23 protein-coding genes and 1 riboswitch are annotated in these 24,860 nt (G+C 58.9%); of the genes, 4 read left to right on the forward strand and 19 right to left on the reverse strand.

Annotated features, from left to right (window positions below; translation table 11 throughout):
* Window positions 1–7: 7 nt before the first annotated feature.
* The 3 genes from AC50YL_RS10765 to AC50YL_RS10775 are packed head-to-tail and all read right to left on the reverse strand — an operon-like array spanning window position 8 to window position 2,442.
* The gene (locus AC50YL_RS10765) at window positions 8–1,330 is read right to left on the reverse strand and encodes a sensor histidine kinase (RefSeq protein ID WP_494831788.1); all 1,323 of its coding nucleotides are present in this window, start codon (window positions 1,328–1,330) and stop codon (window positions 8–10) included.
* Entirely contained in the window at window positions 1,327–1,842 is a 516-nt protein-coding gene (locus AC50YL_RS10770; RefSeq protein ID WP_494831790.1) for a methylated-DNA--[protein]-cysteine S-methyltransferase, read from the reverse strand. Before AC50YL_RS10770 ends, AC50YL_RS10765 begins: the two co-directional genes overlap by 4 nt.
* 9 nt (window positions 1,843–1,851) lie before the next feature.
* Entirely contained in the window at window positions 1,852–2,442 is a 591-nt protein-coding gene (locus tag AC50YL_RS10775; RefSeq protein ID WP_494832531.1) for an Ada metal-binding domain-containing protein, read from the reverse strand.
* 244 nt (window positions 2,443–2,686) lie between these two features.
* On the opposite strand from AC50YL_RS10775, the gene AC50YL_RS10780 reads away from it, so the two are divergent.
* Window positions 2,687–3,586: a DNA-3-methyladenine glycosylase family protein gene (locus AC50YL_RS10780; RefSeq protein WP_494831792.1), complete on the forward strand. Its 900-nt coding sequence runs from the start codon at window positions 2,687–2,689 to the stop codon at window positions 3,584–3,586.
* A 56-nt stretch (window positions 3,587–3,642) separates the two neighbouring features.
* Here AC50YL_RS10780 and AC50YL_RS10785 read toward each other — a convergent pair whose 3' ends face one another.
* Window positions 3,643–3,864 carry a cold-inducible protein YdjO-related protein gene (locus AC50YL_RS10785; protein WP_494831794.1) on the reverse strand — a complete coding sequence of 74 codons (222 nt, stop codon included), beginning with the start codon at window positions 3,862–3,864 and terminating at the stop codon, window positions 3,643–3,645.
* 112 nt (window positions 3,865–3,976) lie between these two features.
* A riboswitch (guanidine-I (ykkC/yxkD leader) is annotated at window positions 3,977–4,086 on the forward strand.
* A 66-nt stretch (window positions 4,087–4,152) separates the two neighbouring features.
* On the opposite strand from AC50YL_RS10785, the gene AC50YL_RS10790 reads away from it, so the two are divergent.
* Window positions 4,153–5,484: an APC family permease gene (locus AC50YL_RS10790; RefSeq protein ID WP_494831796.1), complete on the forward strand. Its 1,332-nt coding sequence runs from the start codon at window positions 4,153–4,155 to the stop codon at window positions 5,482–5,484.
* Between the two features lie 97 nt (window positions 5,485–5,581).
* Here AC50YL_RS10790 and AC50YL_RS10795 read toward each other — a convergent pair whose 3' ends face one another.
* From AC50YL_RS10795 to AC50YL_RS10855, 13 genes are all read right to left on the reverse strand, one after another.
* The gene (locus AC50YL_RS10795) at window positions 5,582–6,100 is read right to left on the reverse strand and encodes a glutathione peroxidase (RefSeq protein WP_494831798.1); all 519 of its coding nucleotides are present in this window, start codon (window positions 6,098–6,100) and stop codon (window positions 5,582–5,584) included.
* Window positions 6,101–6,284: 184 nt separating this feature from the next.
* Window positions 6,285–7,199, reverse strand: coding sequence for a hypothetical protein (locus AC50YL_RS10800; RefSeq protein ID WP_494831800.1), 915 nt, complete (start codon window positions 7,197–7,199; stop codon window positions 6,285–6,287).
* 66 nt (window positions 7,200–7,265) lie between these two features.
* Window positions 7,266–7,496, reverse strand: coding sequence for a hypothetical protein (locus AC50YL_RS10805; RefSeq protein ID WP_494831802.1), 231 nt, complete (start codon window positions 7,494–7,496; stop codon window positions 7,266–7,268).
* 23 nt (window positions 7,497–7,519) lie between these two features.
* Window positions 7,520–8,836, reverse strand: a complete 1,317-nt coding sequence (locus AC50YL_RS10810; RefSeq protein ID WP_494831804.1) for a deoxyguanosinetriphosphate triphosphohydrolase family protein — start codon at window positions 8,834–8,836, stop codon at window positions 7,520–7,522.
* Window positions 8,837–9,004: 168 nt separating this feature from the next.
* On the reverse strand, window positions 9,005–10,285 hold the full coding sequence (gene odhB, locus AC50YL_RS10815; RefSeq protein WP_494831806.1) for a 2-oxoglutarate dehydrogenase complex dihydrolipoyllysine-residue succinyltransferase: 1,281 nt from the start codon (window positions 10,283–10,285) through the stop codon (window positions 9,005–9,007).
* Between the two features lie 3 nt (window positions 10,286–10,288).
* Window positions 10,289–13,195, reverse strand: coding sequence for a 2-oxoglutarate dehydrogenase E1 component (locus AC50YL_RS10820; protein WP_494831808.1), 2,907 nt, complete (start codon window positions 13,193–13,195; stop codon window positions 10,289–10,291).
* A 249-nt stretch (window positions 13,196–13,444) separates the two neighbouring features.
* On the reverse strand, window positions 13,445–13,933 hold the full coding sequence (locus AC50YL_RS10825) for a disulfide oxidoreductase (protein ID WP_494831810.1): 489 nt from the start codon (window positions 13,931–13,933) through the stop codon (window positions 13,445–13,447).
* Window positions 13,930–14,655, reverse strand: a complete 726-nt coding sequence (locus tag AC50YL_RS10830) for a DsbA family protein (protein WP_494831812.1) — start codon at window positions 14,653–14,655, stop codon at window positions 13,930–13,932. Before AC50YL_RS10830 ends, AC50YL_RS10825 begins: the two co-directional genes overlap by 4 nt.
* Window positions 14,656–14,713: 58 nt before the next feature.
* On the reverse strand, window positions 14,714–16,663 hold the full coding sequence (locus AC50YL_RS10835; RefSeq protein WP_494832532.1) for an ATP-dependent DNA helicase: 1,950 nt from the start codon (window positions 16,661–16,663) through the stop codon (window positions 14,714–14,716).
* A gap of 115 nt (window positions 16,664–16,778) precedes the next feature.
* Entirely contained in the window at window positions 16,779–16,979 is a 201-nt protein-coding gene (locus AC50YL_RS10840; protein WP_161741825.1) for a cation transporter, read from the reverse strand.
* 41 nt (window positions 16,980–17,020) lie between these two features.
* Window positions 17,021–19,294, reverse strand: coding sequence for a heavy metal translocating P-type ATPase (locus AC50YL_RS10845; protein ID WP_494831815.1), 2,274 nt, complete (start codon window positions 19,292–19,294; stop codon window positions 17,021–17,023).
* Between the two features lie 133 nt (window positions 19,295–19,427).
* The gene (locus tag AC50YL_RS10850) at window positions 19,428–19,769 is read right to left on the reverse strand and encodes a metal-sensitive transcriptional regulator (protein ID WP_494831817.1); all 342 of its coding nucleotides are present in this window, start codon (window positions 19,767–19,769) and stop codon (window positions 19,428–19,430) included.
* Window positions 19,770–19,832: 63 nt separating this feature from the next.
* Window positions 19,833–20,372, reverse strand: a complete 540-nt coding sequence (locus AC50YL_RS10855; protein ID WP_494831819.1) for a hypothetical protein — start codon at window positions 20,370–20,372, stop codon at window positions 19,833–19,835.
* A gap of 274 nt (window positions 20,373–20,646) precedes the next feature.
* On the opposite strand from AC50YL_RS10855, the gene AC50YL_RS10860 reads away from it, so the two are divergent.
* On the forward strand, window positions 20,647–21,120 hold the full coding sequence (locus AC50YL_RS10860; RefSeq protein ID WP_494831821.1) for a C40 family peptidase: 474 nt from the start codon (window positions 20,647–20,649) through the stop codon (window positions 21,118–21,120).
* 155 nt (window positions 21,121–21,275) lie between these two features.
* On the opposite strand, the gene AC50YL_RS10865 is transcribed toward AC50YL_RS10860, so the two are convergent.
* On the reverse strand, window positions 21,276–22,574 hold the full coding sequence (locus AC50YL_RS10865) for a chloride channel protein (protein ID WP_494831823.1): 1,299 nt from the start codon (window positions 22,572–22,574) through the stop codon (window positions 21,276–21,278).
* Between the two features lie 156 nt (window positions 22,575–22,730).
* On the opposite strand from AC50YL_RS10865, the gene AC50YL_RS10870 reads away from it, so the two are divergent.
* Window positions 22,731–22,886: a DUF1540 domain-containing protein gene (locus AC50YL_RS10870; protein ID WP_161741843.1), complete on the forward strand. Its 156-nt coding sequence runs from the start codon at window positions 22,731–22,733 to the stop codon at window positions 22,884–22,886.
* Window positions 22,887–23,000: 114 nt separating this feature from the next.
* Here AC50YL_RS10870 and AC50YL_RS10875 read toward each other — a convergent pair whose 3' ends face one another.
* Entirely contained in the window at window positions 23,001–24,779 is a 1,779-nt protein-coding gene (locus tag AC50YL_RS10875; protein WP_494832534.1) for an ABC transporter ATP-binding protein, read from the reverse strand.
* Window positions 24,780–24,860: the final 81 nt, after the last annotated feature.

Here is a 24,860-nt window from a genome sequence, read left to right on the forward strand (position 1 = left end):
GAACGGTTCATTCCTTCCGTTGTTTCTTGCGCGGGAACGTCAGCGCGGCGCAGGTCCCGCCGCCGGCTGCGCCCGACAGGCTCAACGTTCCGCCGCCGAGCAGCATCACGTTGTAGGCGTAGGACAAACCGAGCCCGTAATTGTCGACGCGGCTTTTGGTACTGTAGAACGGCTCCATGACCCGCTGCAGTCGTTCCTTCGGAATGCCGGGTCCGTTATCCGATACGGTCAGCAGGACATTGCGTTTGTTCCCGTCCAGTACGACATGAAGATGGCCGCCGCCTTCCATCGCTTCGACCGCGTTCATGAACAGGTTCCCGAGCACCTCCCGGATATGTATGGCGTCGAGCAGCAGCACCGGCCGTTCCAGCGGACTGAACGCGAACGTGATGCCCCGCTCTTCCAGAAGCCCCGCGTACCGGTCCAGACAGTCGCGGACGAGGTCGTCCAGGGCATGCGGCTGCTCGTGCAGCACGATGGCCTTCGTGCGGTGATGGATGCGCGTGACCATCTCCAGCATATGATCGGAGGATTGCGCGATGATGGCGAGATGCTGGCGCGTTTCGGCGTCCGCGTCCGGAAGCTGATGGCGGAGATTAAGCGTGCTGAGCGAGATTTTCCCGATCTCGTTCTTGATCGTATGGTTCAGCATCGCGGTGCCCGAGCTGACGGCCTTCATCGTCGTATCGAGCGGATCGTGCTCGATCCGCAGCTTCACGCCAAGGAAGCCGTATACGAACACGCAAAGCAACGCCATCGCAAGCGAATAAATCATGAAGATCGAGATGTACGTAAAGAAATCAAAGTCCGGCTTGATCGCGCGGGCGACATTGATGAACGCCAACGTCGCCAGCACGGTCGGAACGATGATGAGCGTCGTGATGAGCCGGTTCCGCTTCCGCCGGGCGTCCTCTTCCTTCCAAAGCGCGCGCAGCAGCACGTAACACGACGCCGCGTAATAGGGACCGACCCAGCAGAGCAGCAGCGGGAAATCGATCTCGAGCGCGGGCCGCATCGGCGTCGCCGCCAGCATCAGGACCGCGGGAAGAAAAAGCAGCGCGGCGGCCAGCCGCCTCCTCGTCCGGCCGCGGGGCAAGCGTTCCGCATACGCGAGGCTGAAGGCCAATATGCCGCAGGGCGTGAAGGTCTGATTGACGTAGACCGCCGCATCCGCGATCCGCGGCCATCCCGCCTCCCGCAGCGTCGGCTCCGCGCCGCCGATCGAGGCGCAGACCAGGAAGAACGCCGCCCAGCGGTTCGTTTCGTGGCGGGGATTGCTGACCAGCAGCACGGCCGCGGCCGCCGACAACGCGAAGAAATAGAAGATCACGAGATGCCTTGAAGCGTTCCTTCCAGCCGCAAAAGCTCGGCCTTCGCCCGCAAGCCGCCGCGAAAACCGGTCAGCTTGCCGTTCTTCCCGACGACCCGATGGCAAGGCACGACGATCATCACGGGATTGGCGCCGATGGCCAGGCCGACCGCGCGAACCGCGCTGGGCTTGCCGATCCTTTCCGCGATATCCGAATAGGCGCATAATTCGCCATGCGGAATCCGCTTCAGCTCCTGCCAGACGGATTGTTGAAAATCGGTTCCCCGGAGGTCGACCGGAATGTCGAAGCTTACTTCCCCGGCGTGCAAATAGGCGTCCAGCGCTTCCACGTAAGTCCGCATCGCCGCGTCGTCGCGAACCGCCGCGACGCCGGGCAGCCGTTTGCGCGCCCACGCTTCCAGTTCTTCGAACGGGGCGTCCGGAGTACCGACATAGCACAGCCCCGCTTCCGTGGCCGCAAGGTGCATGTTCCACATGCCGCTTTCCATCAATGTCCATATCAATTTAGTCATGGTTATTATTCACCGGCTTTCCGATTCGATGGGGTTGCTGGTTTCTTGTCTATACCGAGATGGAGACCGGCCCTCGGCCTTTTGGAATACGGTCGCGAAATGCGCCGCGTTCGGGATGCCCACGCGCGCCCCGACCTCGGCTACCGTGTGCCGGGAGTCGCGAAGCAGCCCCTTGGCGGCCGCGATCCGCACGCCGATCAAATATTCGGCCGGGGTCGCTCCCCGAATCCGCTTGAATGTCCGCTGCAAATGGAACAGGCTGACATGCTGCTCCTCGGCCAACGATTGCAGCGTGATCCGTTCGGGATAATGCGCGCGGATCGACTCCGCGATGGCGTCGACCCATTCTTCGTCCGGCATCCGCAGGCCGTCCGGCTTGCAGCGCTTGCACGGTCTGAAGCCGGCCGCAGCCGCGGCGGCGGCGGCGGCGAACACCCGCACGTTCTCGCGTTTCGGCGTCCTGGATCTGCACGAAGGCCGGCAGAAGATCCGCGTCGTGCTGACGCTGTAATAAAACCTGCCGTCCTGGCCGGCATCGCAATCGACGATCGCGGACCATCTCGCGTCGGTCAATCGTTCGGCGTCCGGCGATTCCGACATCTTCGCCGCCGGCTTCCATCCGGGCTCTTCCATCCTCGATGCCGTGTCGGGTACGTCCGGCACCCCGGTTGCGTCCGTTGCCATGTCACCCACCTCCAAGCCAAAGTATACCCGCTTTGCCGCCGGGATGTAACCATTTCGAAATAGAATCGCAAGATTACGAAAGCCGCGATCCGCCGGAATGTGGTACAACTAGTAAAGTAACGCGGGGCGATCTGCCCTGTAGAGGAGGAATCCGCATCCAATGACAGCACCGATTACGTTAACCCCGCCGGAAGCGTTCAGCTTCCCGCATACGCTCGGTTATCTGGAACGATCCAGCAATGAATGCCTGTACCGCGTCGCCGATGCGATCGTGTCGCGGCTGATTCGCATCGGCGATTCGCCCGTCCTCATCGTCCTGTCCGTGCTCGGGGACGGCAATCTGTCCATCGCTTGTCCGATGCTGCCGGAAGCGCAGGCCAAGGCTATGGAGGCGGACATCGTCGCTTACGTCCGCGATTGGTTCGACATGGACCGTGATCTTGCGCCGTTCCTCGAGCTGGCGGGCCGCGATGCCGTGCTGTCCGCCGTCGCCGAGCGGTTCGGCGGCCTGCGCATCGTCGGCATCGCGGATTTGTTCGAGGCGCTCTGCTGGGGCATCATGGGCCAGCAGATCAACTTGACCTTCGCCTATACGCTCAAAAGGCGCTTCGTGGAAAAATTCGGCGAAGCCCTCGACTGGAACGGCGAACGGTATTGGTTGTTTCCCTCGCCCGAACGCATCGCGGTCATCGATCCCGCGGAGCTGAGAGAGCTGCAATTCACGGGGCGCAAGGCCGAATACGTCATCGGTACCGCGCGGTTGATGGCCGAAGGCGCGCTGTCGAAGGAAGGTCTGCTGTCGCTGCCGGACTGGACGGCCATGGAGAAGGCGCTCACCGGCATCCGCGGCATCGGTCCTTGGACGGCCAATTACGTGCTGATGCGCTGCCTGCGCATGCCCGGCGCTTTTCCGATCGAGGACGTCGGGCTCCACAACGCGCTCAAAGCGGTGCTCGGCCGCGAGGACAAACCGTCGATCGCCGAGATCCGGAAGCTTTCCGCCGGTTGGGGCGATTGGAAAGCGTACGCGACGTTTTATTTGTGGCGGCTGCTTTACTGACGCTTGATCGGACGATTTTCTCGAGAAGCATAAAAGAAAAGCCGCCTAAGCGGCGGCTAGATGTCGAATTCCGATTTCGGTTTTCGCGGTTGTCGTTTGATTTTGTTTTGCACGGCCGGGAGATGCCTCATGCTGCGATGCATGGGGCCTTTGCAGATTGGGCAGCTTTGCTCGCTCTCGGCGAATTCTTCCCTCACCCACGCTTTGCACTCCGCGTTTTTGCATTTCCAAATCTTCGTCGGAATCAGTTTCGGTTTCTCTTCTTCTGTCGTTGCCAACTGTAAGCATCCTTTCCATCCATCAAGCTAATTCGTGGTTGAACAAAGTTTTCAATTGACGATTGCATTCTTCATGTTATATTATCTAACAAGAAAAACAAATAAAACAACCATAATCGTTTTCTAGGGTTCCGCCGCGGCAGATTAGCTGACCGACGGGCTGGTCCGAGAGAAAACGCACGGCAACCGCTGTGTGCACGGAGGGATAAAAGCCCGGGAGGATATCAGTCGACGGATATCTCCTGTGCTTTTTTTATTTTAGCCATCATCGAAAGGGTTGTGCCGCGCATGAGAGAGGAAGCCAAACTGCCACGGACGCTGTCGCTGACGCAAGTCGTATTCCTGGGACTCGCTTGGATGACGCCGATGATTTATTTCTCCATTTACGGGATCGCCTACGATTCGTCGTCGGGCATGCTGACGCAAGCCTACTTGCTCGCGTTCGTCGCCATCCTGTTCACCGCCTACAGCTACGGACTGATGTCCGTCGCCCATCCGACGTCCGGTTCCGCCTATACCTATGTAAAAAAATCCGTCCACCCCTATCTCGGCTTTCTCGTCGGCTGGGCGCTGCTGCTCGATTACTTGTTCTCGCCGATCATTGCTTGCCTGACGTTCGGCATCTATATGCACGCGCAATTCCCGGCCATCCCGGAGTACGCGTGGATCATCGGCATCAACCTCGTCATCACGCTGGTGAACGTGAAGGGCGCGTCCTTCTCCGCGAACCTGAGCAAGTGGTTCGTCCTGCTGCAAATCGGCTTCATCGCGCTCTTCTGCGCGCTGCTGATCCGCAATCTGCCGACGCTACATGATCCCTTGGCGCCGATGCTGCAGACGACCATCCCTATATCTTCGATTCTTAGCGGCGTATCCATCATCTGTTTCTCGTTTCTCGGCTTCGACTCCATCACCACGATGGCGGAGGAAACCAAGAACGCCAAGAAGAACATCCCCCGTGCGATCGGCATTATTATTATAATCGCCAGCATCCTATATGTCACACCGTCATATTTGACCCAGCTCGTATTTCCGAAAGCCATCGCGTTCGCCGACATCGATGCCGCCGGTCTCGAAATCGTCAAAATGGTCGGCGGAGCCGCGCTCGGCACCGTATTCATCGCCGTGCTGCTCTTCGCGATCTTCACCCAAGGCGTGTCTTCGGTGGCGAGCGTCTCGCGGCTGATGTTCGTGATGGGACGCGAAAAAGTCCTGCCGCCGCGCTGCTTCGCGTACGTGCATCCCAAATTAAAGACGCCGGTCGTCAATATCCTGATCGTCGCGATCGTCTCCATGCTCTCGCTCGCGATCCAGCTCGACCTGGCCGTGAAATTCGTGAATTTCGGCGCGCTGACCGCCTTCTTCTTCGTTAATGTATCCGTCGTCAGCCATTATTACGCAAAGGAACGCCGTCGTTCCTTCTCGGGAACGCTCCTCTATCTGATCCTTCCGACCGTCGGAGCCGGCATCGTCGGCTGGCTGTTCTTGCTGCTCAGCAAGGACGCCTTGCTCATGGGACTGGCTTGGCTGCTGGCCGGCATCGTCTACAACGCGCGGAACACCGCCTTCGCAAAAGGACTGCTGGCCCGCAATAAGCTGCAGGCGCGCAGGGACGCATAGCCGCGCGCAGTCGCTCGCATGCAAAAAAGCACCCGTTGCCGGGTGCTTTTTTGCGTTAATGATGCAACTTGCAACGATCAGCTTCGCATGCCGCGAATCAATCGTTAACCGTATTCGGAGCCGCGCCGAGGCTGCCCGTCTCGATCAGGCTGCGCAGATCGGGCTCGATCGCCGAAGGATCGGTCGTCGCCGGATACTGCTTCACGACATGGCCTTCTTTGTCGACGAGGAATTTGACGAAATTCCACTCGATATCGCCCGTATGGTACGGAGCCGGCGCTTCGTCGACGAGATATTTGAACAGCGGATGCGCGTCGTCGCCCTTCACGTCGATCTTCGCGAACATCGGGAACGTAACCGAATAATTCAGCTCGCAAAATTGCGCGATTTCCTCGTTCGTGCCCGGTTCCTGGCCTTTGAACTGGTTGCAGGGGAAGCCGAGCACGACGACGCCTTCATCCTTGAACGTATCGTAAATATGCTGCAGTCCCTTGTAATGCGGCGTCAGGCCGCAGGCGCTCGCCGTGTTGACGATCAGCAGAACCTTGCCTTCGTAAGCCGCCAGCGTTTGTTCCGTCCCGTCGATCGCCGTGACGTTGAAATCATAAATACGCATGCTTTGTCCCTCCCGATATCGGTCGTTCGTACATTTCGCTTAATTAAATTGCATAAAATCATTATAGACGAATACCGGAACCGGGAGCAAATTTTATTATCGATAAGGCGTACGAATCCGAATCATGGCTTGCATTCATGCACGATCGAACATGGGAGCCGCTATCGTCGTCACGAGCCGAGCATCAAGCGCCTCTGCCCAAGGCATGCTGCAGCTGGCCCGCAAGCTGCTCGGCATCGTCCCACATGATCGGCCGCACGCCCGAAGGCCGGCTAGCGCCTGCCGCCGACGAATGGCAAGTCCAGGCCACCGGGATTTCGTTGCCGATCGCGTAGCCGGCATACATCCACGTTTCGGCTTCCGGCTCCGAGATGTCCGCGATCAACAGCTTGCAGGTCAGCACCTCCTGCATCGCTTCCTGAACGGGCTTGGCGGAAGGACTCCGCACTTCCCCCTGCAGCAGCTTCGGCGCATAGCCCAGCTGGATCAACCGCGGAAACACCGTCTCCATCCATGCCTGCGCCAGCTCTTCTCCCCCATCCGGCAGCAAGACGAAGCAAGGCTTGAGCGCCTTGCCCGACGCGCTGGATTCCGCTTCCAGCCAGCCCTTGTCCGTAAGGCGGAACGACGAGCCGATCCGTTCGATCATGCCTTCTTCCTTCAGCTTCTCGGCGATGTAGACGAGCTCTTGCAAGTTCAAGGAATACGTAAGATTGAAGCTTTGCGAGAATTGATTGATCATGACCGGATCGTCAGGCCCGCTCGCATGACGGTGCAAATACCGGAGCAGGCGCAGTCCCTTCTCCTCGGTCGTCAGCGGGATTTGCGGCGACAGCAGAATCGCGTCCCGTTCGTCGAAAGAAACGATCACCACTTCTTCGCAGTCGCTTTTCTCCCGAATGTAGGCGGAGATAATCGGGAACATGTTGCGTTTATCCGAATAAGACAGCTGCCGGAACGGTTCGTAGCTGTCGTCCGCCAAGCCGTAGGCGCCGCTTGGCGAGCAGAGGCAGTTCATGTACCAATCGCAACCGCCTTTATGTTTTACTTGCACGAGCGAATCGCAGAACAGGCATCTCTTGGTGTCCAATACTTCCATGGGTGTCATCATCCTCTCCTTATGAAGGATTCGGATCGTCCGCCGCAATAGAGGGTGCGGGCGGCATTAAGCTTTTCTCATGTTTGATGTACCCTTATCGGCATCCTTTGACACGCGCCAAATTTTGCCGTCCCACTCGACGGCATCGCCCGGCGAGACGTCTTCCGCTACTTTCTCCCTGGCAAGCCTTAGCGATTTGCCGCCGATCGCGACCGTCGCGCCGTTCTCGTCCGCTTCCGTTACGAGACCGATACGCCGAACGACGCAATGGCTGCCCTCCCCGGAAAACTCCGTCATGCCGTCCTCTCCTCCGCTAACGACTAATCGCGTTCGTAGATCGAACCGGAACGGCTGGCGTAAAATTCGGTATACACCTTCTCGGCGTACGCATCCGTCATGCCGGCGATGTAATCCGCCACCATCCGCTCCCACGGCCATTTGCTGCGCTGCCGCTCGTAGCTCTCGAGCCAGTCGGGCGGAATGATCAGTCTGCCCGATTCCTGCGTTCTGAAGCTGTCCCAGAGCCGTCTAATCATGATCTCGCTGCGCTTGTGAAGGCGCTGCACGCGGAAATCCTTGATCAAGGTTACCCATGCGAGCTTTTTCAATATCTCCATCGTCCTCAGCAACTCCAGGTCCTGCACGCCGTCGCGGATGAACGTCACCCGCTTCCAGCCCGTCGCCGGATCGTCGATGATGCCGACGCCGCTGACGAATTTGCGCACCCAGCGCGCCTTCATCTCCCTGCGCGTGCGCGAGGGCTCCCTGCCGCATTCCACGTAAATGGTTTCCCACTGCTGCAGGTAATGATGCAGCGCTTGCTTCACCATCAGCTTCATGTCGACCTGCTCCCAGTGCATGACGGCATTGCCGGGATCGTCGATGATCTCCTGCATGACGCTTTCGATCAACCGGTCGTCCTCGAACAGACTGGTGTTCATCTGGATCTTGCCGGCTCGGATCCCGTCCTCGATATCGTGCGTCGAGTAGGCGATGTCGTCGCATAAGTCCATCAATTGGGCTTCCAGCGTCGCGCAGCCTTCCGGCATGCCCCATGCTTTGCGCAGGGAGGCGATCCCCTCCCACTCCATGCCGTACACGCCTTTGAGCCGGCCGGGATCCTCGAGGCTGAACGGATATTTATTGATCGCCAGCAGCACCGCGGCCGTCAGATCGAGACCGCTGTCGCTGCCCGCGCGCTTCTCCAGGAACATCAGGATGCGGAAATTCTGCGCGTTCCCCTCGTATTTGAGCCCGCACTCGTCCATCAGGATGTCATTCAGCACTTCTTCGCCTTTATGACCGAACGGCGGATGGCCCAAATCATGCGCCAGCGAAGCGCATTCCACCACTTCGGGGTCCATCATGAGACCCGGATGCTCGCGCTTGGCCAGGAACGGGTTATTCTTGCAAAGCTTCCGCGCCACCTCGCGGGCAATCTGCGACACTTCCAGCGAATGCGTCAGCCGCGTCCGGTAGTAGTCGCCGGAGCCCGCGCCGAATACTTGCGATTTCCCCTGCAGCCGCCGGAACGCCGGCGATTGGATCAACCTGGCATAGTCCTTCTCAAACTCGTCCCGATCCTCGCTGGAGTGGATGTTCTCGTAATCGAAAAGCCGCATTTTACGTACGTTCATGCACATCCGCCTCCGTTTCTCTCTCGTTTCTCTTATTTTATGTAGAACGTTCGGGAATAGCAAATAAAAAACCTCATAAGCTGACGAATCAGGGCAGATGGCCTGACGTCAGCTTGTGAGGTTTGGGTCATGAATCGCAATCGATGCGAAACGCTGTCCGACGGCGAATTAGCCTTCCAGCAGCAGGGATTCCGGATCTTCCAGCAATTCTTTGACGGTCACGAGGAAGCGAACGGCTTCCGAACCGTCGACGATGCGGTGATCGTAGGACAGCGCGATGTACATCATCGGACGGTTTTCCATCTCCGTCGCGTTGGTGGCAACCGGACGGATTTGGATCTTGTGCATGCCGAGAATGCCGACTTGCGGCGCGTTCAGGATCGGCGTGGAGAGCAGGGATCCGAAGACGCCTCCGTTCGTGATCGTGAACGTTCCGCCTTGCAGGTCGTTCAGCCCCAGCGTGTTCGCGCGCGCTTTGCCCGCCAAATCGCCGATTTCCTTCTCGATTTGGGCGAAGCTCAGACGGTCCGCGTCGCGAACGACCGGCACGACGAGGCCTTCTTTCGCGGATACCGCGATGCCGATATCGTAGTATTGTTTCACGAGAATTTCATCGCCTTGGATCTCGGCGTTCAGCAGCGGGAATGCTTTCAGCGCGCCGATGACGGCTTTCGTGAAGAACGACATGAAGCCGAGGCCGACTTCGTGCTTCTCTTGGAATGCTTGCTTCCGGCGTTTGCGTACGTCCAGGATGGCCGTCATGTCGACTTCGTTGAACGTCGTCAGCATCGCTGCCGTGTGCTGCGCTTCTACGAGACGCTTCGCGATCGTGATGCGGCGGCGGGACATCTTGCGGCGCTCGGCAGGTTTGCCTGGCTCAGCGGCAGGTGCCGCCGCTGCAGGAGCTTGCGGTGCCGGCGCAACGGCAGGCACTGCCGCAGGCGCGGCTGTACCATGCGCTGCGATGTCTTCTTGGCGAATACGGCCAAGGGGATCGCTCGCTTGTACTTGCGACAGATCGATGCCCCGTTCTCTGGCCAGCTTGCGCGCGGCAGGCGTAGCGGAGATCGAAGCCGCGTCTGCGGATACGGAAGCGGCAACTGGAGTCGAAGCCGCGACGGCAGGTTTTTGTTCTTGAACGACTGGGGCAGCAGGCTCTGCCGCAGGTGCAACGGGAGCACTAGGAGCAGCAGCCGCAGGAGTGCTTGCAGCAGCCGCGCCGCCGATTACGCCGATCGTCTCGCCGACGGCAACCGTGTCGCCTTCGCTGCGAAGAAGCTGGCCGACGACGCCGGCCTGCTCCGCGCTGATCTCGATGTTGACCTTGTCTGTCTCAAGCTCGGCCAGGACGTCGCCGACGTTGACGCTGTCGCCGACTTTCACATGCCACTTGGAAATCGTGCCTTCTACGATCGATTCGCCCATCTCGGGTACTTTGATATCGTTCATTGCCTACTTCTCTCCTTGGCTGTTCGCGTTTAATGTACTGCGGTTAAGGGCGACCGAAATGATGCGCTGTTGTTCGATAACGTGCACGTTGTGGAAGCCCGTCGCCGTGCTGGAACGTTTTGGCCGGCCGACGTAACGGACCGTCGTTTTGTCGGATACGCGGGCGCGGATACGAGGCTCGACATAATTCCAAGCGCCCATGTTTTGCGGTTCTTCTTGTACCCAAAGCACTTCTTTGACGTTCGGGAAGCGCGCGATGATTTGCTCCACGTCGGATTTCGGGAACGGATAGAGTTGTTCCACGCGCGCGATATGGAGCCAATCCCAAGCATCCGCGGTCTCGCCTTCCTTCAGCTCGAGACCCGCTTCCAGGTCGATGGCCACTTTGCCCGTGCAGAAGATCAAGCGTTCGACTTTGTCCGCTTTCTTGCCGAGGCCAGGCTGTTCCAGCACCAGCTTGAACGAGCCTTCGGACAGCTCGGACGGCTCGGACGCGACGCTCGCGTTGCGAATCAAGCTTTTTGGCGACATGACGATCAGCGGACGCGATTCTTCCGTATTCAGAATCGCTGCTTGACGGCGAAGCAGGTGGAAATACTGCGATGCCGACGTCATGTTGACGATCGTCAGATTGTCTTCGGCCGCCAGCTGCAGGTAACGTTCCAGCCTTGCGCTGGAATGCTCCGGCCCATTGCCTTCGTAACCGTGCGGCAGCAGCATGATGAGTCCGGATTGCTGTCTCCATTTCACGCGGCTCGCCGTAATGAATTGGTCGACGATGACTTGCGCGCAGTTGGCGAAGTCGCCGTACTGCGCTTCCCAGATAACGAGCGTTTCCGGCGAAAACACGTTGTACCCGTATTCGAAGCCGAGCACGGACGCTTCGGCCAGCGGGCTGTTGTGCAGCGCGAAGGAAGCTTTCGCCTGCGGCAGCGTATGCATCGGAGAGTAAGTTGCATTGTTGGTTGGATCATGCAGCACCAAGTTGCGGAACGCGAACGTCGCGCGTTCCACGTCCTGTCCGCTCAAGCGGATCGGCGTGCCGTCGGCCAATATCGTCGCGAAGGCAAGCGATTCCGCGAGGCCCCAATCGACCTTGCCGCCCTTGTCCAGCGCGCCCGTGCGGCGTGTCAGGATCCGTTCGAGCTTGTCGTTCACCTTGAAGCCTTCGGGCCGTTTTAGCAGATCCGCGTTGATTTCGCGCAGCTTCTTCGGCGCAACACCCGTGGCGATGTCTTTCTTGCGGCGTTTGCTGCCGACATCGTCGATTTTCGGCTGCTTATGGTTCTTGTCGTTCCCCTTCACTTCGTCAAGGGCCGCTTGCAGCTTCGCAAGACCGCCTTTGCGCAAAGCCGCGACCTGCTCCTCCGTCACGAAGCCTTTCTCCTTGAGCTTCTCGGCGTAGAGACGCGCGATCACCGCGTGACTGTTCACTTTCTTGTACACAAGGGGCTGCGTCGTTTCCGGGTCGTCCGTTTCATTATGACCATAACGGCGGTAACCGATCAGATCGATCAGGAAGTCTTTGTGAAACTTTTGGCGGTACTCGCAAGCCATGCGAACGGCGGCGATGCAAGCTTCCGGGTCGTCCGCGCTGACGTGAACGATCGGGATCTCGTAGCCTTTGGCCAAGTCGCTCGCGTAATAAGTCGAACGGGAATCTAGGCTATCCGTCGTGAATCCGAGACGGTTGTTGCCGATGATGTGAATCGTGCCTCCGCTTTCGTAGCCGCGCAGGCTCTTGAAGTTCAGCGTTTCCGCTACGATGCCCTCGCCCGGAAATGCCGCGTCGCCGTGGATGAGGACGCCTGCCGCGCTGCCAAAGTCCGAAACGGGATAACCTGGCTTGGAACGGTCGTCCTGCGCGGCGCGCGCGAAGCCCGCGACGACCGGATTGACGTATTCCAAATGGCTCGGGTTGTTGGCCAGCGTAATGCGCGTCTCGACCGTCTCGCCTTCCTTCACCGAGCGGTGGGCGCCAAGGTGATATTTCACGTCGCCCGTCCAGCCGGTGTTGATACCCAGGGCGCCCTCGGCCGAATCTTTATTAGCCGAATGATGGAATTCCGCGAAAATCGCCGCATACGGCTTGCCGAGCACGTGCGTCAGCACGTTCAGGCGCCCGCGGTGGGCCATGCCCATGAGAATATGCCGTGCGCCGTCATGAGCCACTTCTCTCACGACTTCGTCCAGCATCGGCACTAGCGTATCGATTCCTTCGATGGAAAAGCGTTTTTGGCCGACAAACGAGCGGTGGATGAACGTTTCGAATTGTTCGACGTCGATCAGCCGCTGCAGCAGCCCGATGCGCTCCTGCGCAGTCATCGGTTTGCTGCTCATGACGAGCTCGGCTTGGCGGCGCAGCCAAAGGCGCTCGTCCTGCTCGTGGATATGGGCGAATTCGAAGCCGAACGACTTCATGTAAACGTCCTTCAAATGTTGGATGGCTTGCTTGCCGTTTCCGATCGTTTCGGGCGCTTCTTCCCAAATGAGCGAAGCGGGAATAGCCTCGAGATCCTCGTCGGTCAGCTTGAACGTGGAAGGTTCGAGCAAGCGAGTGTCCGGAGGCGGCGTCAGGCCGAGCGGATCGTTGTCGGCGGCCAGATGGCCGAACGTGCGGATGTTGCGCACGAGTTTGCCGGCGTTGACGATTTTTTTCAGATAGGCGGGATCGATCGTCTTAATACTATTGGAACCGTCCGTCGTTACCTTGAGCGGTGGATTCACGTTCACGCTGCTGCCTGCCGATACGGAAGGCGGCGGTCCCCACTTCTCAAATAATTCCTTCACGGCGGGATCTACGTCGTTCGGGTTGCGCAAAAAGCGCTCGTACATTTCTTCGATGTACCCTAGGTTCGGACCGTAATAGAGCTCCCAAGGCGACTTGCGGTCAATACTGTCTGCTGTCATTAACGGCTACCTCCATCAATAGTTGTACAACGGGCGCGTATAATGCCTTCTTGTTCCATTAACCCGTTATAACGTTCATCCATATATGATACCAGAAGTAAATGGGAGGAACAAATAATGTGACAAATGTCCTCATAATCTTCATATTTACGACCTCCTTCATTCGACAGCACTGGCAGATGCCGTAAAAAAAGGCTGCCCGCATCCATTTTCGGATGCACGGACAGCCTTATTGTTAACCGATCGCGATCAGGAATGCGCGCGAACCACGTCTTCTTCCTCGTCGTCGAGCTCTTCCCCCTCTTCCTTCTTCGCGCCGTTGATCAGCAGGGCGGTGATCAGGATGAACGCGATGAGCGCCAGCAACGGAATGGTGACGTATCCGCCGAACCAATCCAGGTAATCCTCGCTGCATGGCACGCCGACCGTGCACGGAAGCATGCGCGCCAAGGCCGGAATTTGCTGCTCCAAATAATGATACAAGGAGATACAGCCTCCGATGATGGAAAGCGGCAGCACGTAGCGGATGATCTTACGGTCTTGATTGTAGCAGGCGATGCCGAGCAGAATGATGATGGGATACATGAAGATCCGTTGATACCAGCATAGGTTGCAAGGAATGAATTTCATGATTTCGCTTAAATACAGACTGCTTCCGACCGCGACGATGGACACGACCCAGGCGAAATAAAGGGCGTACCGGTTGAAGAAGGCCAGGAACGGCGACTTCGGCGTCATTCGGATTTACCAGCCGCGAGGGCATCCTCGATCGCCGCTTTGATCGCGCCGTAATCGGCGAATTGACCGGTGAACTCCTTGCCGTTGATGAACAGCGTCGGCGTCGACTGGACGTTCGCTTTTTGCGCATCGGCGTTGCTCTTGGTGACTTCCTTTTCGTACGTTTTCCCGTCGATGTCCTTCTTCAACAGGTCGTAGTCGATGCCGATATCGTTGTCTTTCGCCAGCTTCACGAGGTAATCCGACGTTGCCCACAGCGTTTTCTCGTCGGGTTGGTTCTTGTAGAGGGCGTCATAGTATTTCCAGAACGCGTCGTTATTCTGATGGAAGACGGAATGGGCGGCCGATGCGGCGGTCAGGGAGTCCGGTCCGATAAACGCGAAATCCTTGAAGTAGAGCGCCACTTTGCCGGTGTCGATATACTCTTTCTCCAGCACAGGCTTCACCTGTTGGCTGAAAACCTGGCAGGACGGGCATTTGTAATCGCCGAACTCTACGATTTTGACGGGCGCGTCGGTCTTGCCGAGGACGGGAAGATTCGCGTAATCGAAATCGGTCGGGTTCGACCTCGGCGTGAAGACGAGCGCCGCGACAATACCCAGCACGACGACGATGGCGGTCCCCCATATCAGCTTTCTCATCGTTTTGCGCTGCTTCTCCTGCCTCTCCAGCTCGGCTTTCCGCTGGCTCTTGTACGCCGTTTTCTTGATCGGTTGCGTCATCTATTTCCCTTCCTTTTCTATCAGTCTACTCAAATTGTAAGAGCCGTGCCAGTAGATGTCAATTCGGGGACGGCAGCAGTTCCGCAGACGCTACGCCGGGCGGCAGGACGCCTTTGATCCGGTCCAAGATTTCCCCGTCAGCGAGCTCTTGCCCGAAGATCGTCACGATCCCCTCGTCGTCGCGTTTGCGGATCAAGCGGCCCAATCCCTGGCGAAGCCGGAGCAGCATATGAGGCATGTCCACTTGCCGGAACGGATCGTCCGCTTCCCGGCGCTTGGCGGTAAAGACCGGATCGCGCGGAGGGAACGGCAGCGACCACATCAGCACGTGCGAGAGCGACGGACCGGGAATATCCAGTCCCTCCCATAACGTAACGGCGCACAGGACGCTGGCCTCGTCGTTCTGGAATGCCGCGATCAGATGACTGATCTCGGCCGTGCCTTCGAACAGGAAGCGGAATTCCCCATAGCCCGGAATGGCCGCGATGTCGTCCCGGAAGCGCCGGAGCTCCTCCATGGACGGGAACAGCAGGAGCGCCCTGCCCGCGGACTGTCGCAGGCGGTCGAGCGTCAGCCGCAGCTTCGCGTCCGGATCGGTCTCGCTCGAGAACGCGACCGACATCCGTTCCTCGTATTCGTAAGGCGACGCCACGGAGAAGGACAGTGCATCGTCGATGCCGAGGCTGTCCGCGATGTATCGGAACGAACCTTCGACCGACAGCGTCGCGGAAGAGAAGACGACCGGCATCCGCTGGGAGAAGACGCGCTCCTTCAAGACTTCCTTCACGAGCTTCGGCATGATGACGAGCGAGGTGCCGTCGCGGTCCTGCTCCACCCACGAGATGAGGCCTTCGGGCTGCTTGAACAACCGCAGCGCCAGCTGGAGCATCTCGATATGCTCTTCCACGATCGTCAGCTGATACGCGTCGATCGTGAACATGCCGCTCTCGAAGACGAGTTCTTCCTCGATCGCGGACAAGAGAACGGCGAACCGGTCCAGCTCGCTCAGGAACGCTTTCGAGAGCGGCACTTCCCGGCGGTCGGACGCTTCTACGGCGATGCTGCCGGCATCGAGCAGTTCGAACAGCTTCTCGCTCTGCTCGATCGCTTCTTCGATGGCCACGGCCAGCGTTTCCCGGATCTCGCCCTGCAGGAGACGCGTAACGATGGATTCGAACACGCTGTGCTTCAGCTTGTAGGTCAAAGCGCTCTGGGCGGCCGTCTCCAGCAGATGGCCTTCGTCAAAGACGACCGAGCTGTGCTCGGGCAGCAGCGGCAGCTGGCCTTCGCGCTTGCGCGCCTCGTACGTCCAGACATGCTCCATATAGAAATCATGCGAGCAGATGATGATGTCCGCCGCCTTGCGGTAATGCTCCCGCGACAGCGTTTGCCCGCAGCGGTGGCGCCTGCTGCAGACAAGACAATCCTGAAACACGTCCCAGGAGATGGCGTTCCACTGTTCGTCCGTCAGATGCGGATAGTCTTTCCGGTTGCCGTAGGGTTGAAACGCCTGCATCGTGCCCGAATTGTTCACGAAATCCGGCAGCGAGGCGTATACGTCGCCTAAAGCCTCCAGATTGTCCAAGCCGCCCCGCGCATCGTCCAGCTTGTTCAGGCAGATATACTGATCCATCGATTTGCCCAATCTGGCATCGATCGTCAGGTCCAGGTAGCGGGCAAGCTTCGCGATGTCGCCCTCCGGCTTCACCAGCTGCTCGATCAGCGATTCGTCCGCGCAGGCGATGATCGCGGGCTTGCGCGTGTAGCGGGCATAGTTGATGGCATACAGCAAATAGACGAACGTCTTGCCCGTGCCGACGCCGGCTTCGGCGAAAATCGTCCGTTTCTCGTTATATGCGCGCTCCAGCTGGAACGCCATGAAGATCTGCTCGTCCCGCAGCTCGAAGCCGGCTTCGGGCAGGCGCTCATAAAAAACATCCGCGATCCAGTCGCTTGCCTGCTGGATGAACGGCACTTTCGGATCGAATTCAAAAGGATACTTATTCAACGTCATGACAGCCTCCAATCAAGCCTCTATCATATCATGCCGGCACAAGAAAAGGCTAACCCGAAATACGGATTAGCCATGGCTCCGGCAGCGTAATCGATTGCCGTTCCGGTTATTAGGAAACGACGTCGAAGCCTTGGTCTTCGATCGTCGATTTGATTTGGGCCATCGTGATCGCTTTCTCTTCGAAGTCGACCGTCACGCGGTTGCCCGGAAGATCGACCTTGGCGGATACGCCCTTCTTCTTCAGCGCGCCCTCGATGCTGTTCACGCAGTGCTGGCACGACATGCCTTTGACTTCAATAACGCTTGTCATTTCGGATCATCTCCCCGATTGGAATTGGTGTGTGCTGCTCGTCACGAACGAGCGCGGTAACGCTGCAGGCGCAGCGCGCTTAATACGACCGAGACGGAGCTTAGCGCCATCGCGGCCCCGGCAACCCATGGCGCGAGCAACCCCGCGGCGGCGATCGGAATGCCGATCGCGTTGTAAGCGAGCGCCCAGAACAGGTTCTGCTTGATGTTGGACATCGTCTTGCGGCTGATGGCCATCGCTTCGGCGATGCCGCCGAGATCGCCGCGCATGAGCGTGATGTCCGCCGTCTCCATGGCGATATCGGTGCCGGTCCCCATGGCGATGCCGATATCGGCGGCCGCAAGCGCGGGTGCGTCGTTGATGCCGTCTCCGACCATCGCGACTTTGCGTCCCGCCGCTTGCAGCTTCCTGACCTCGAACGCTTTGCCCTCCGGCAGCACTTCGGCCAGGGTATGCTCGATGCCGGCTTGCCGGGCCACGGCCAGCGCGGTCGCCCGATTATCCCCTGTCACCATCATAACCTGCAAGCCGAGCGCCTTCAATGCCGCGACCGCCGAACGCGAGGTCGGCTTGATCGTGTCCGCGACGGCCAGGAGCGCCGCGAAGCGGCCGTTGACCGCCGCGAGCATAACGGTCTTGGCGTTCTCCTCGAGCGCCGCGAACCGCTGCAGCCGTTCCTCGTCGAGGGCAACGCCCCGCTCCGTCAGAAAGCGCCGCGTTCCGATAAGCAAGGTCTGCCCCTCTACGACGGCATCGACGCCGAACCCCGGTATGGCCGAGAATCGCTGCGGCATAGCGGCCGGCACCGTTCCCTGTTCGCGAAGCCCGGCGACGATCGCTTCGGCCAGCGGATGCTCGGAGCTGCTCTCCGCCGCCATGATCCAGCCGAGCAACCGGCCGGCTTCGCGATTCGAGTCGGGATTCGAATGAAAATCAGAATTGGAATTCGATTCAACGCCCGATTCGAACGCCGCGTCGATCTCCACGTCGGTCAGGCGCGGCTTGCCTTCCGTCACCGTGCCCGTCTTGTCGAGCACGACGACGTCGACGGCATGCGCCCGTTCCAGATGTTCGCCGCCCTTGAAGAGGATGCCGAGCTCGGCCGCCCGGCCGGATCCGGCCATGATCGAGGTCGGCGTCGCCAAGCCCAGCGCGCAAGGACAAGCGATGACCAGCACCGCGATACCCGTGCGAAGCGCGTCCGGAAAATCGCCGGGGCTGAACGCGAAGTACCAGAGCAGGAACGTCGCCGCCGCCAAACCGATGACGATCGGCACGAAGATGCCCGAGATGACGTCCGCGATCCGCTGGATCGGCGCCTTCGACCCCTGTGCTTCTTCGACGACGCGGATGATTTGGGCCAGGACGGAATCCCGTCCGACCTTGACGGCGCGAATCGTGAGCGCACCCCGGCCGTTCATCGTTGCGCCGATCACGCGGTCGTCCGCGTTCTTCTCGACGGGCAGGCTTTCTCCCGTCAGCATGGATTCGTCGACGGAGGAGCTGCCGCCGATAACCATGCCGTCCACGGGAATTTTCTCCCCGGGCCTCACGAGCACGACGTCGCCGACCAGCACCTCTTCGAGCGGCAGCTTCAGTTCCCGCTCCCCGCGAACGACCGTCGCATGCTTCGCCTGCAAGCCTGCCAAGGCGCCGATCGCCTGCGATGTGCGGCCCTTGGCAAGCGACTCCAGCAGCTTGCCGAGCAGCAGGAAGCTGATCAGCAGCGCGCTCGTTTCATAATACAGTTCCAACCTATGCATGCCGTTTCCGATGGATGCCACGGTTTCGTAGAGGCTGTAGAAATACGCGGCCGAAGTGCCCATCGCGACCAGCACGTCCATGTTGGCGCTCCTGTTGCGCAGCGCTTTGTAGGCGCCGACATAGAAAGGCCCGCCGATCCAGAACTGCACCGGAGTCGCGAACGCAAGCTGCACCCAAGGATTCATCAGCCATTCCGGAAGCGTCAGGAAGGACAGAAACGCGAAATGGCTGATCATGGCAACCAGCAGCGGAATCGACAACGCGGCGGATATATAGAAACGCAAGCGCAGCCGTTTCAGCTCGGCGAATTTTCCGGAACGGACCGACTCTTCCTGCCGCACCTCCGCCTTGTAGCCGAGCGTGTCGATCCGGTCCATAAACGCGCCCGGGCCGGTCAGGTCTATGTCGTACTCGACGCGGGCGGTTTCCATCGTCAGATTGACGGCTGCGTTCGCGACGCCTTCCATGCGGTTAAGCCCCTTCTCGATCCGGGATGCGCAAGCGGCGCAGGTCATCCCGCTGATCTGAAGGGTCGTGGTTTGTTTCGTCATCTGCCTCTGCTCCTCCCCCGTCATATACCTCCATGGGGTATCTCTTCCAAAATCATCATAACATACCCCATAGGGGTATCGCAAGAAATAAAAAAAAGACCTCGCAGCATGATTTCCGCTGCCGGCCGTCTCGTTATTTGATCAGTTTGTTCATCGTGACCATCAGTTCCTTCAAGACCTCGTTGTCGCCCTGCTGGATGCGGTCGATGACGCAGCTGTTCATATGATGCTCCAATAACAGCTTTCCTACGCTGTTGAGCGCCGATTGCGCCGCCGCGATCTGATTCAGCACGTCGTCGCAGTACGTATCCTTCTCGATCAGTCCCTTGACGCCGCGGATCTGTCCTTCGATGCGGTTCAGACGGGAGACCAGATTGTTCTTCGTTTCCTCGCTGTGGTAGCTTTTGCGGTGCGCCTCATGGCCTTCCCGGGCGCCGCGGGATTCCGCTGCTGCGTCGTGGCAAGCTTGATCCATCCCCTCACCCTCCTTCTTTTTCTCACTATATCATACCAGAGGGGGGTATACAATCCGCTGCCGTCAGCCCTGATACAGGAAGACGGCGGCGAGCACGAAGACGCCTAAGCCGAACGCGTACGGATGCAACAGCACCGATCCTGCCCCCGCGCCGTTCTTATTCTCCGCCGCGTCCGGCTGAGCCGCCTCTTCCTTGATCAACTGCTGCAGGACGAGATGTATAAATAGAAACAACACGTCGACGAACAACACCATCATCGCCGCGTTCTTGCCCAGCATGACGCCCAGCATCGCGCCCATCATGCCGCCCATGATGCCCGCGAGCATGCCGTCGAGCGCCGCCATCGTGCTGACCGGCTTCCCGGCCAGATAACCGGACAATACGCCGAGCAGCACCGCGCCGGCCGTCGGAACGGCCAGATCCTGCGGAAACAGGAGGCCGGCGATCGTGCCCGCCGCGAGGCTCTGCATCATGCCGATCGTCATGGCGATCATCATGCCGGCCATGCAGCTAATCGCCGCGCGACGCCGATAGGCATAAAGTATCGATCTGCCGGACAAGCCGGTTACCGCGGCGAGGCTCGCCAGATAGAATACCGTCATGATACCTAGCCCCTTTTACCCCGTATTTATGGAACGTATTCGTAAAGCGCTGTCAATATGCGATTATGAGGAATTTCTAATCGAATTCTCATAGAACGCATGAAAGCCTTATCAGACAAGTATTCAAAAGGTTGCAAGCAAATGATGGAAAAAATTCTTGTGGTATAGTGGAACTAGGTTAAACGGCCTACTACTTTCGATACCGTCATATAGCGGCGGCGAGCAAGATGATTTCATTTCATGCGAAAGCTACTACAACCTGGGGGGAACTGACATGATGAAACACAAGTTCGGCAAATTGATGATGAGCGTTACGGTAAGCTTTTCTTTGTTAATGGGAGGCACTGCGGTATTGCAAGCGCAACCGGCGCACGCGGCGATCTCTTCTTCGAAGGCTTCGTCCATCATCTCTTCCGCTAAACACTATTTGGGTACGCCTTACAAATTCGGCGCTTCGACTTCGACGACACGCTATTTCGATTGCTCTTCGTTCACGAAGAAAGTATTCGGCATGCATGGCGTTACGCTTCCGCGCGAATCCGATGACCAGGCGAAGAAAGGCAAGGCCGTCAGCAAAAGCAACCTGAAACCTGGCGATCTCGTATTTTTCTATAAACCCGTTCATCATGTCGGCATCTATATCGGCGGCGGCAAAATGATCCACACGTACGGCAGCCCGGGCGTCATGATCAGCTCGATCAACTCCGGCTGGTGGAAAGACCACTATGCTTTCGCACGCCGCGTATAGCGAAGCGGCTGGCGACTGATCGCATTCTCAAACAAACAAAGGAGCATCGTTCCCTGGGGAACGATGCTCCTTTTTGCGTTGACCTGCATTGCGTTGATCTGCATTGCGTTGACCTGCATTGCGTTGACTTCCAATGCGAGATTCACGCCGCCGGCTTATGCTTCGGGGGACTTCGCTCCTCTTCTCGCCGATTTCCTGCGCCCATATAGCAGCCCCGCGCCGGGAAACCTTACGAAAAACCGGGGCCGATCCACGCCGGCCAGCTGCGCGCCGTAGATGCCCGCGTGACCGGAAAACATATAACTGACCAAACTCGCGGCCAACATGTAGCCGGCGCCGTGCAGGCCGAACAGCTCCAGTCCGAGCACGAAACAAGCCGCAGGGGCATTGGCCGCCCCGCTGAATACGCCGATCAGGCCGAGTCCCGCCAAGAACGGGATGCCGAGATGAAGCAGCGGCGCCAGCGCGTTGCCGAGCGCGGCTCCGATCACGAAGAGCGGCGTCACTTCCCCGCCCATATAACCGCTGCCCAGCGTGATGACCGTAAAGACGGCCTTCCATAGAAACGCCAACGCGGACAATGGCGCTTGAAACGCCTGCTCAAGCAGCGGCAGGCCGAGTCCAAGGTAATCGCGCGTACCGACGGCGTAGACCAACCCGATGACGATAAAGCCGCCGATGACGCTCCGCCAAACCGCATGCGAGAAGATCGCGGCCATGCCGCGCTTGACGTATTGAATCCCGAGCGTGAACAACAGACTCATCAAGCCGAACGCGACCGACGCGCCCAGCACTTTCAACAGCACGAGAAGCGTGAATGGCGGAATATCGCCCATAACATAATGAAGATGATGAATGCCCCAAGCGCGCGTCACGCAATCGCCGGCGAAGGCGGCGATCGCGCAAGGCGCGATCAACCGCGGCGACACCCATCTTCCCATCGTCACCGCTTCGAGCGCGAACACCGTGCCGGCCAGCGGCGTTCCGAATACCGAGGCGAAGCCTCCGCTGACGCCGCACATGAGCAGCATCCGACGATCGCCGCCGCCCGCCTTCACGAGCCGGCCGAACGCTTCCGCCATGCTGCCGCCCATCTGAACCGCCGTTCCCTCCCTGCCGGCGGATCCGCCGAACAAGTGCGTCGCCCATGTACCGAACAGCACGAGCGGAGCCATGAAGGCAGGCACGCGCTCGTAGCGGTCGCCCGGCTCGTCGCCGTGCCGAATCTGTTCCACGATCAAATTGTTTCCTTTGCCGGCATTGCGGCCGTACTTGGCGTAAACCAAACTGACAAAAGCGCCCGCGAACGGCAGCAGCCATAGCAGCCAAGGATGCGCAAGCCGCGTACCCGTCGCGACGTCAAGCCCCGCCAGAAATATCGCGGAAGCCGTGCCCGTCAACCCGCCCATGAAGGCGCCGTAGACAATCCAACGTATAATCTTGCCGATGCTCATCCTCGTAACCCGTAACGGCTGCCCGTCCATCCGTTCCTTCTTCGTTTTTCTCTATGATAGCGGGCTTTGGCGCATTATGGCAACAATCTTGACGCGGGAAGTATAAAAGGCATGCCGAAACGCCCATCCTAAACGAAGGACGGAGGTGAGCATACCATGGCGAAAGACGTGCTTTGCGAAGTCAATTCCTGCAAATTTTGGGCAGCCGGCAACAACTGCAACGCTTCCTCGATCTATGTCGTGAACAATCGGGGCAAACAAGCGCATAACTCCGAAGAAACGGACTGCAAAACATTCGAACCGAAAATTTAATCGACGCAGCGGGCCGCCTTTGCCTAGAAGGCGGCCCGTCGTCCGTCTATCCCGTAGTATAGCCAATGGTGATAATAATTATCAGTGAGAATGAAAATTCCTTTTTTTCGCTCGTTATTGAAGCTCCGAGACGTCCGCGTCCTGTTCCATCAGCCGAAGCTGCTGCGTCGCGAACTCCTTGTACATGGGATGGTTCGCCAGCAATTCCTCGTGCGTGCCTTTGCCCGTCAACCGTCCTTTCTCCATGAATACGATCTGGTCCGCGTCCACGACGGTCGACAAGCGGTGCGCGATGACGAGGGTCGTTCTGCCGGTCATCAGGTTCTTGAGCGCTTCCTGCACGACGACCTCCGACCTGCTGTCCAGGCTCGACGTCGCTTCGTCCAGCATCAGAATCTTCGGATCGCGCAGCAAGGCTCTCGCGATCGCGATGCGCTGGCGCTGGCCGCCGGAGAGCTTGATTCCGCGTTCGCCCACCTCCGTGTCGTACCCGTTCGGCAGCTCGCTGATGAAGATATGGGCATACGCCATTTCCGCGGCGCGGACCAGCTCCTCTTGCGTCACCTCGTGATCGATGCCGTAGCAGATATTCTCCCGGATCGTTCCCGCAATGAGCGGACTCTCCTGCGAGACATAGCCGATCTGCCTGCGCCAGGACGCCAAGGCGAAGCCGTCGATGCCGTCGGATCCGAGCTTGATGGTGCCGCCGGTCGGCTCGTAATAGCGCTCCAGCAGCGAGAACAGCGTCGTTTTGCCGCCGCCGCTCGGGCCGACGATCGCCGATACGGTACCCGGCGCCACCTCGAAGGTCAGCTCCTTGAGCACCGGCTCGCCGTCGCCGTAGCCGAAGCTCAGATTTTCGAAACGAATGGCTTGCTCGGCTTTATCGACCTGTCTGCCTTTCTGATGATCTTCTTCGGGAGCGTCGAGAATGTGAATGATCCGTTCGGTCGCGCCGACCGTTTTCTTGAACTGGGTGAAGAACGTGGAGATCTGCGACATCGGCATGACGATTTGGATCAGGTACAGGATGAACGCGACCAGCTCGCCGGCCGTCAAGGCGCCGGACGATACCCGCATGCCCCCGTAGCCCACGATCACGACGAGCAGCATCATCATGACGAAGAACATCAGCGGCGCGATCATCGCCTGGATCTTGGCCTCTTTGCGCCCGAAGCGGAACAAGCTCGAGATCCCCTTCTCCCCGGCTTCGTATTCGCGCGGCTCGGCGTTCATCGACTTCACCAGCCGAATCTCCGACAGCACCTGCGTCAACGTCGCGGTAAACGATGCGGTCTCCGACTGCAATCCCTTGGATACGAGATACATTTGCCGGCCGAGCGGCACCATGAACAGCGCCGCGATCGGAATAACCCCCAGCATGACCGCCGTCATCTGCCAGTCCATGTAGAACAAGACGACGACCGAACCGATGACGGAGATGATGCCGGTCAGAAAACCGGTGAAATTCTCCGCGATCAGCTGCTTCACGACGCCGGTATCGTTCGTCATCCGGCTGATGGTCTCTCCGGTCCGGTTGTTATCGTAATACGATACCGGAAGCCTTAAGAGCTTCCGCCATAATTGATCGCGCAAATTGGCGACCACGCGCTGACCGGAGACGTTCAGCATGTACATCGACACCCCGCTGACGACGGCCTGCAGGATGAAACAGCCTCCGAATACGGCGATTTGCCCGAAGCTGAGGCTGCTGACGTCGAAGCCGTCGACGAGCTTCTTCGTGAACAGCGGAATAATCAGCGAGATCAGCGTGCCCGCGAGGCTCATCAAGACCGCCGTCACGATAAGGCCCACGGACGGTTTCGTCCGCTTAAGCAGCTTCAGGAACAGCCGCCAGCTTCCTTTCGTTTCCTTGCTTTCGCGATACGGCATGGTGCGCGTTGCTTCCATAATGTTCATTCCTTCCTATTCGTGCATGGGTTGTTCTCGTTCGGCCTGCCAACTGAACCAAGC

The sequence above is a fragment of the Paenibacillus sp. J22P277 genome (assembly GCF_059383675.1).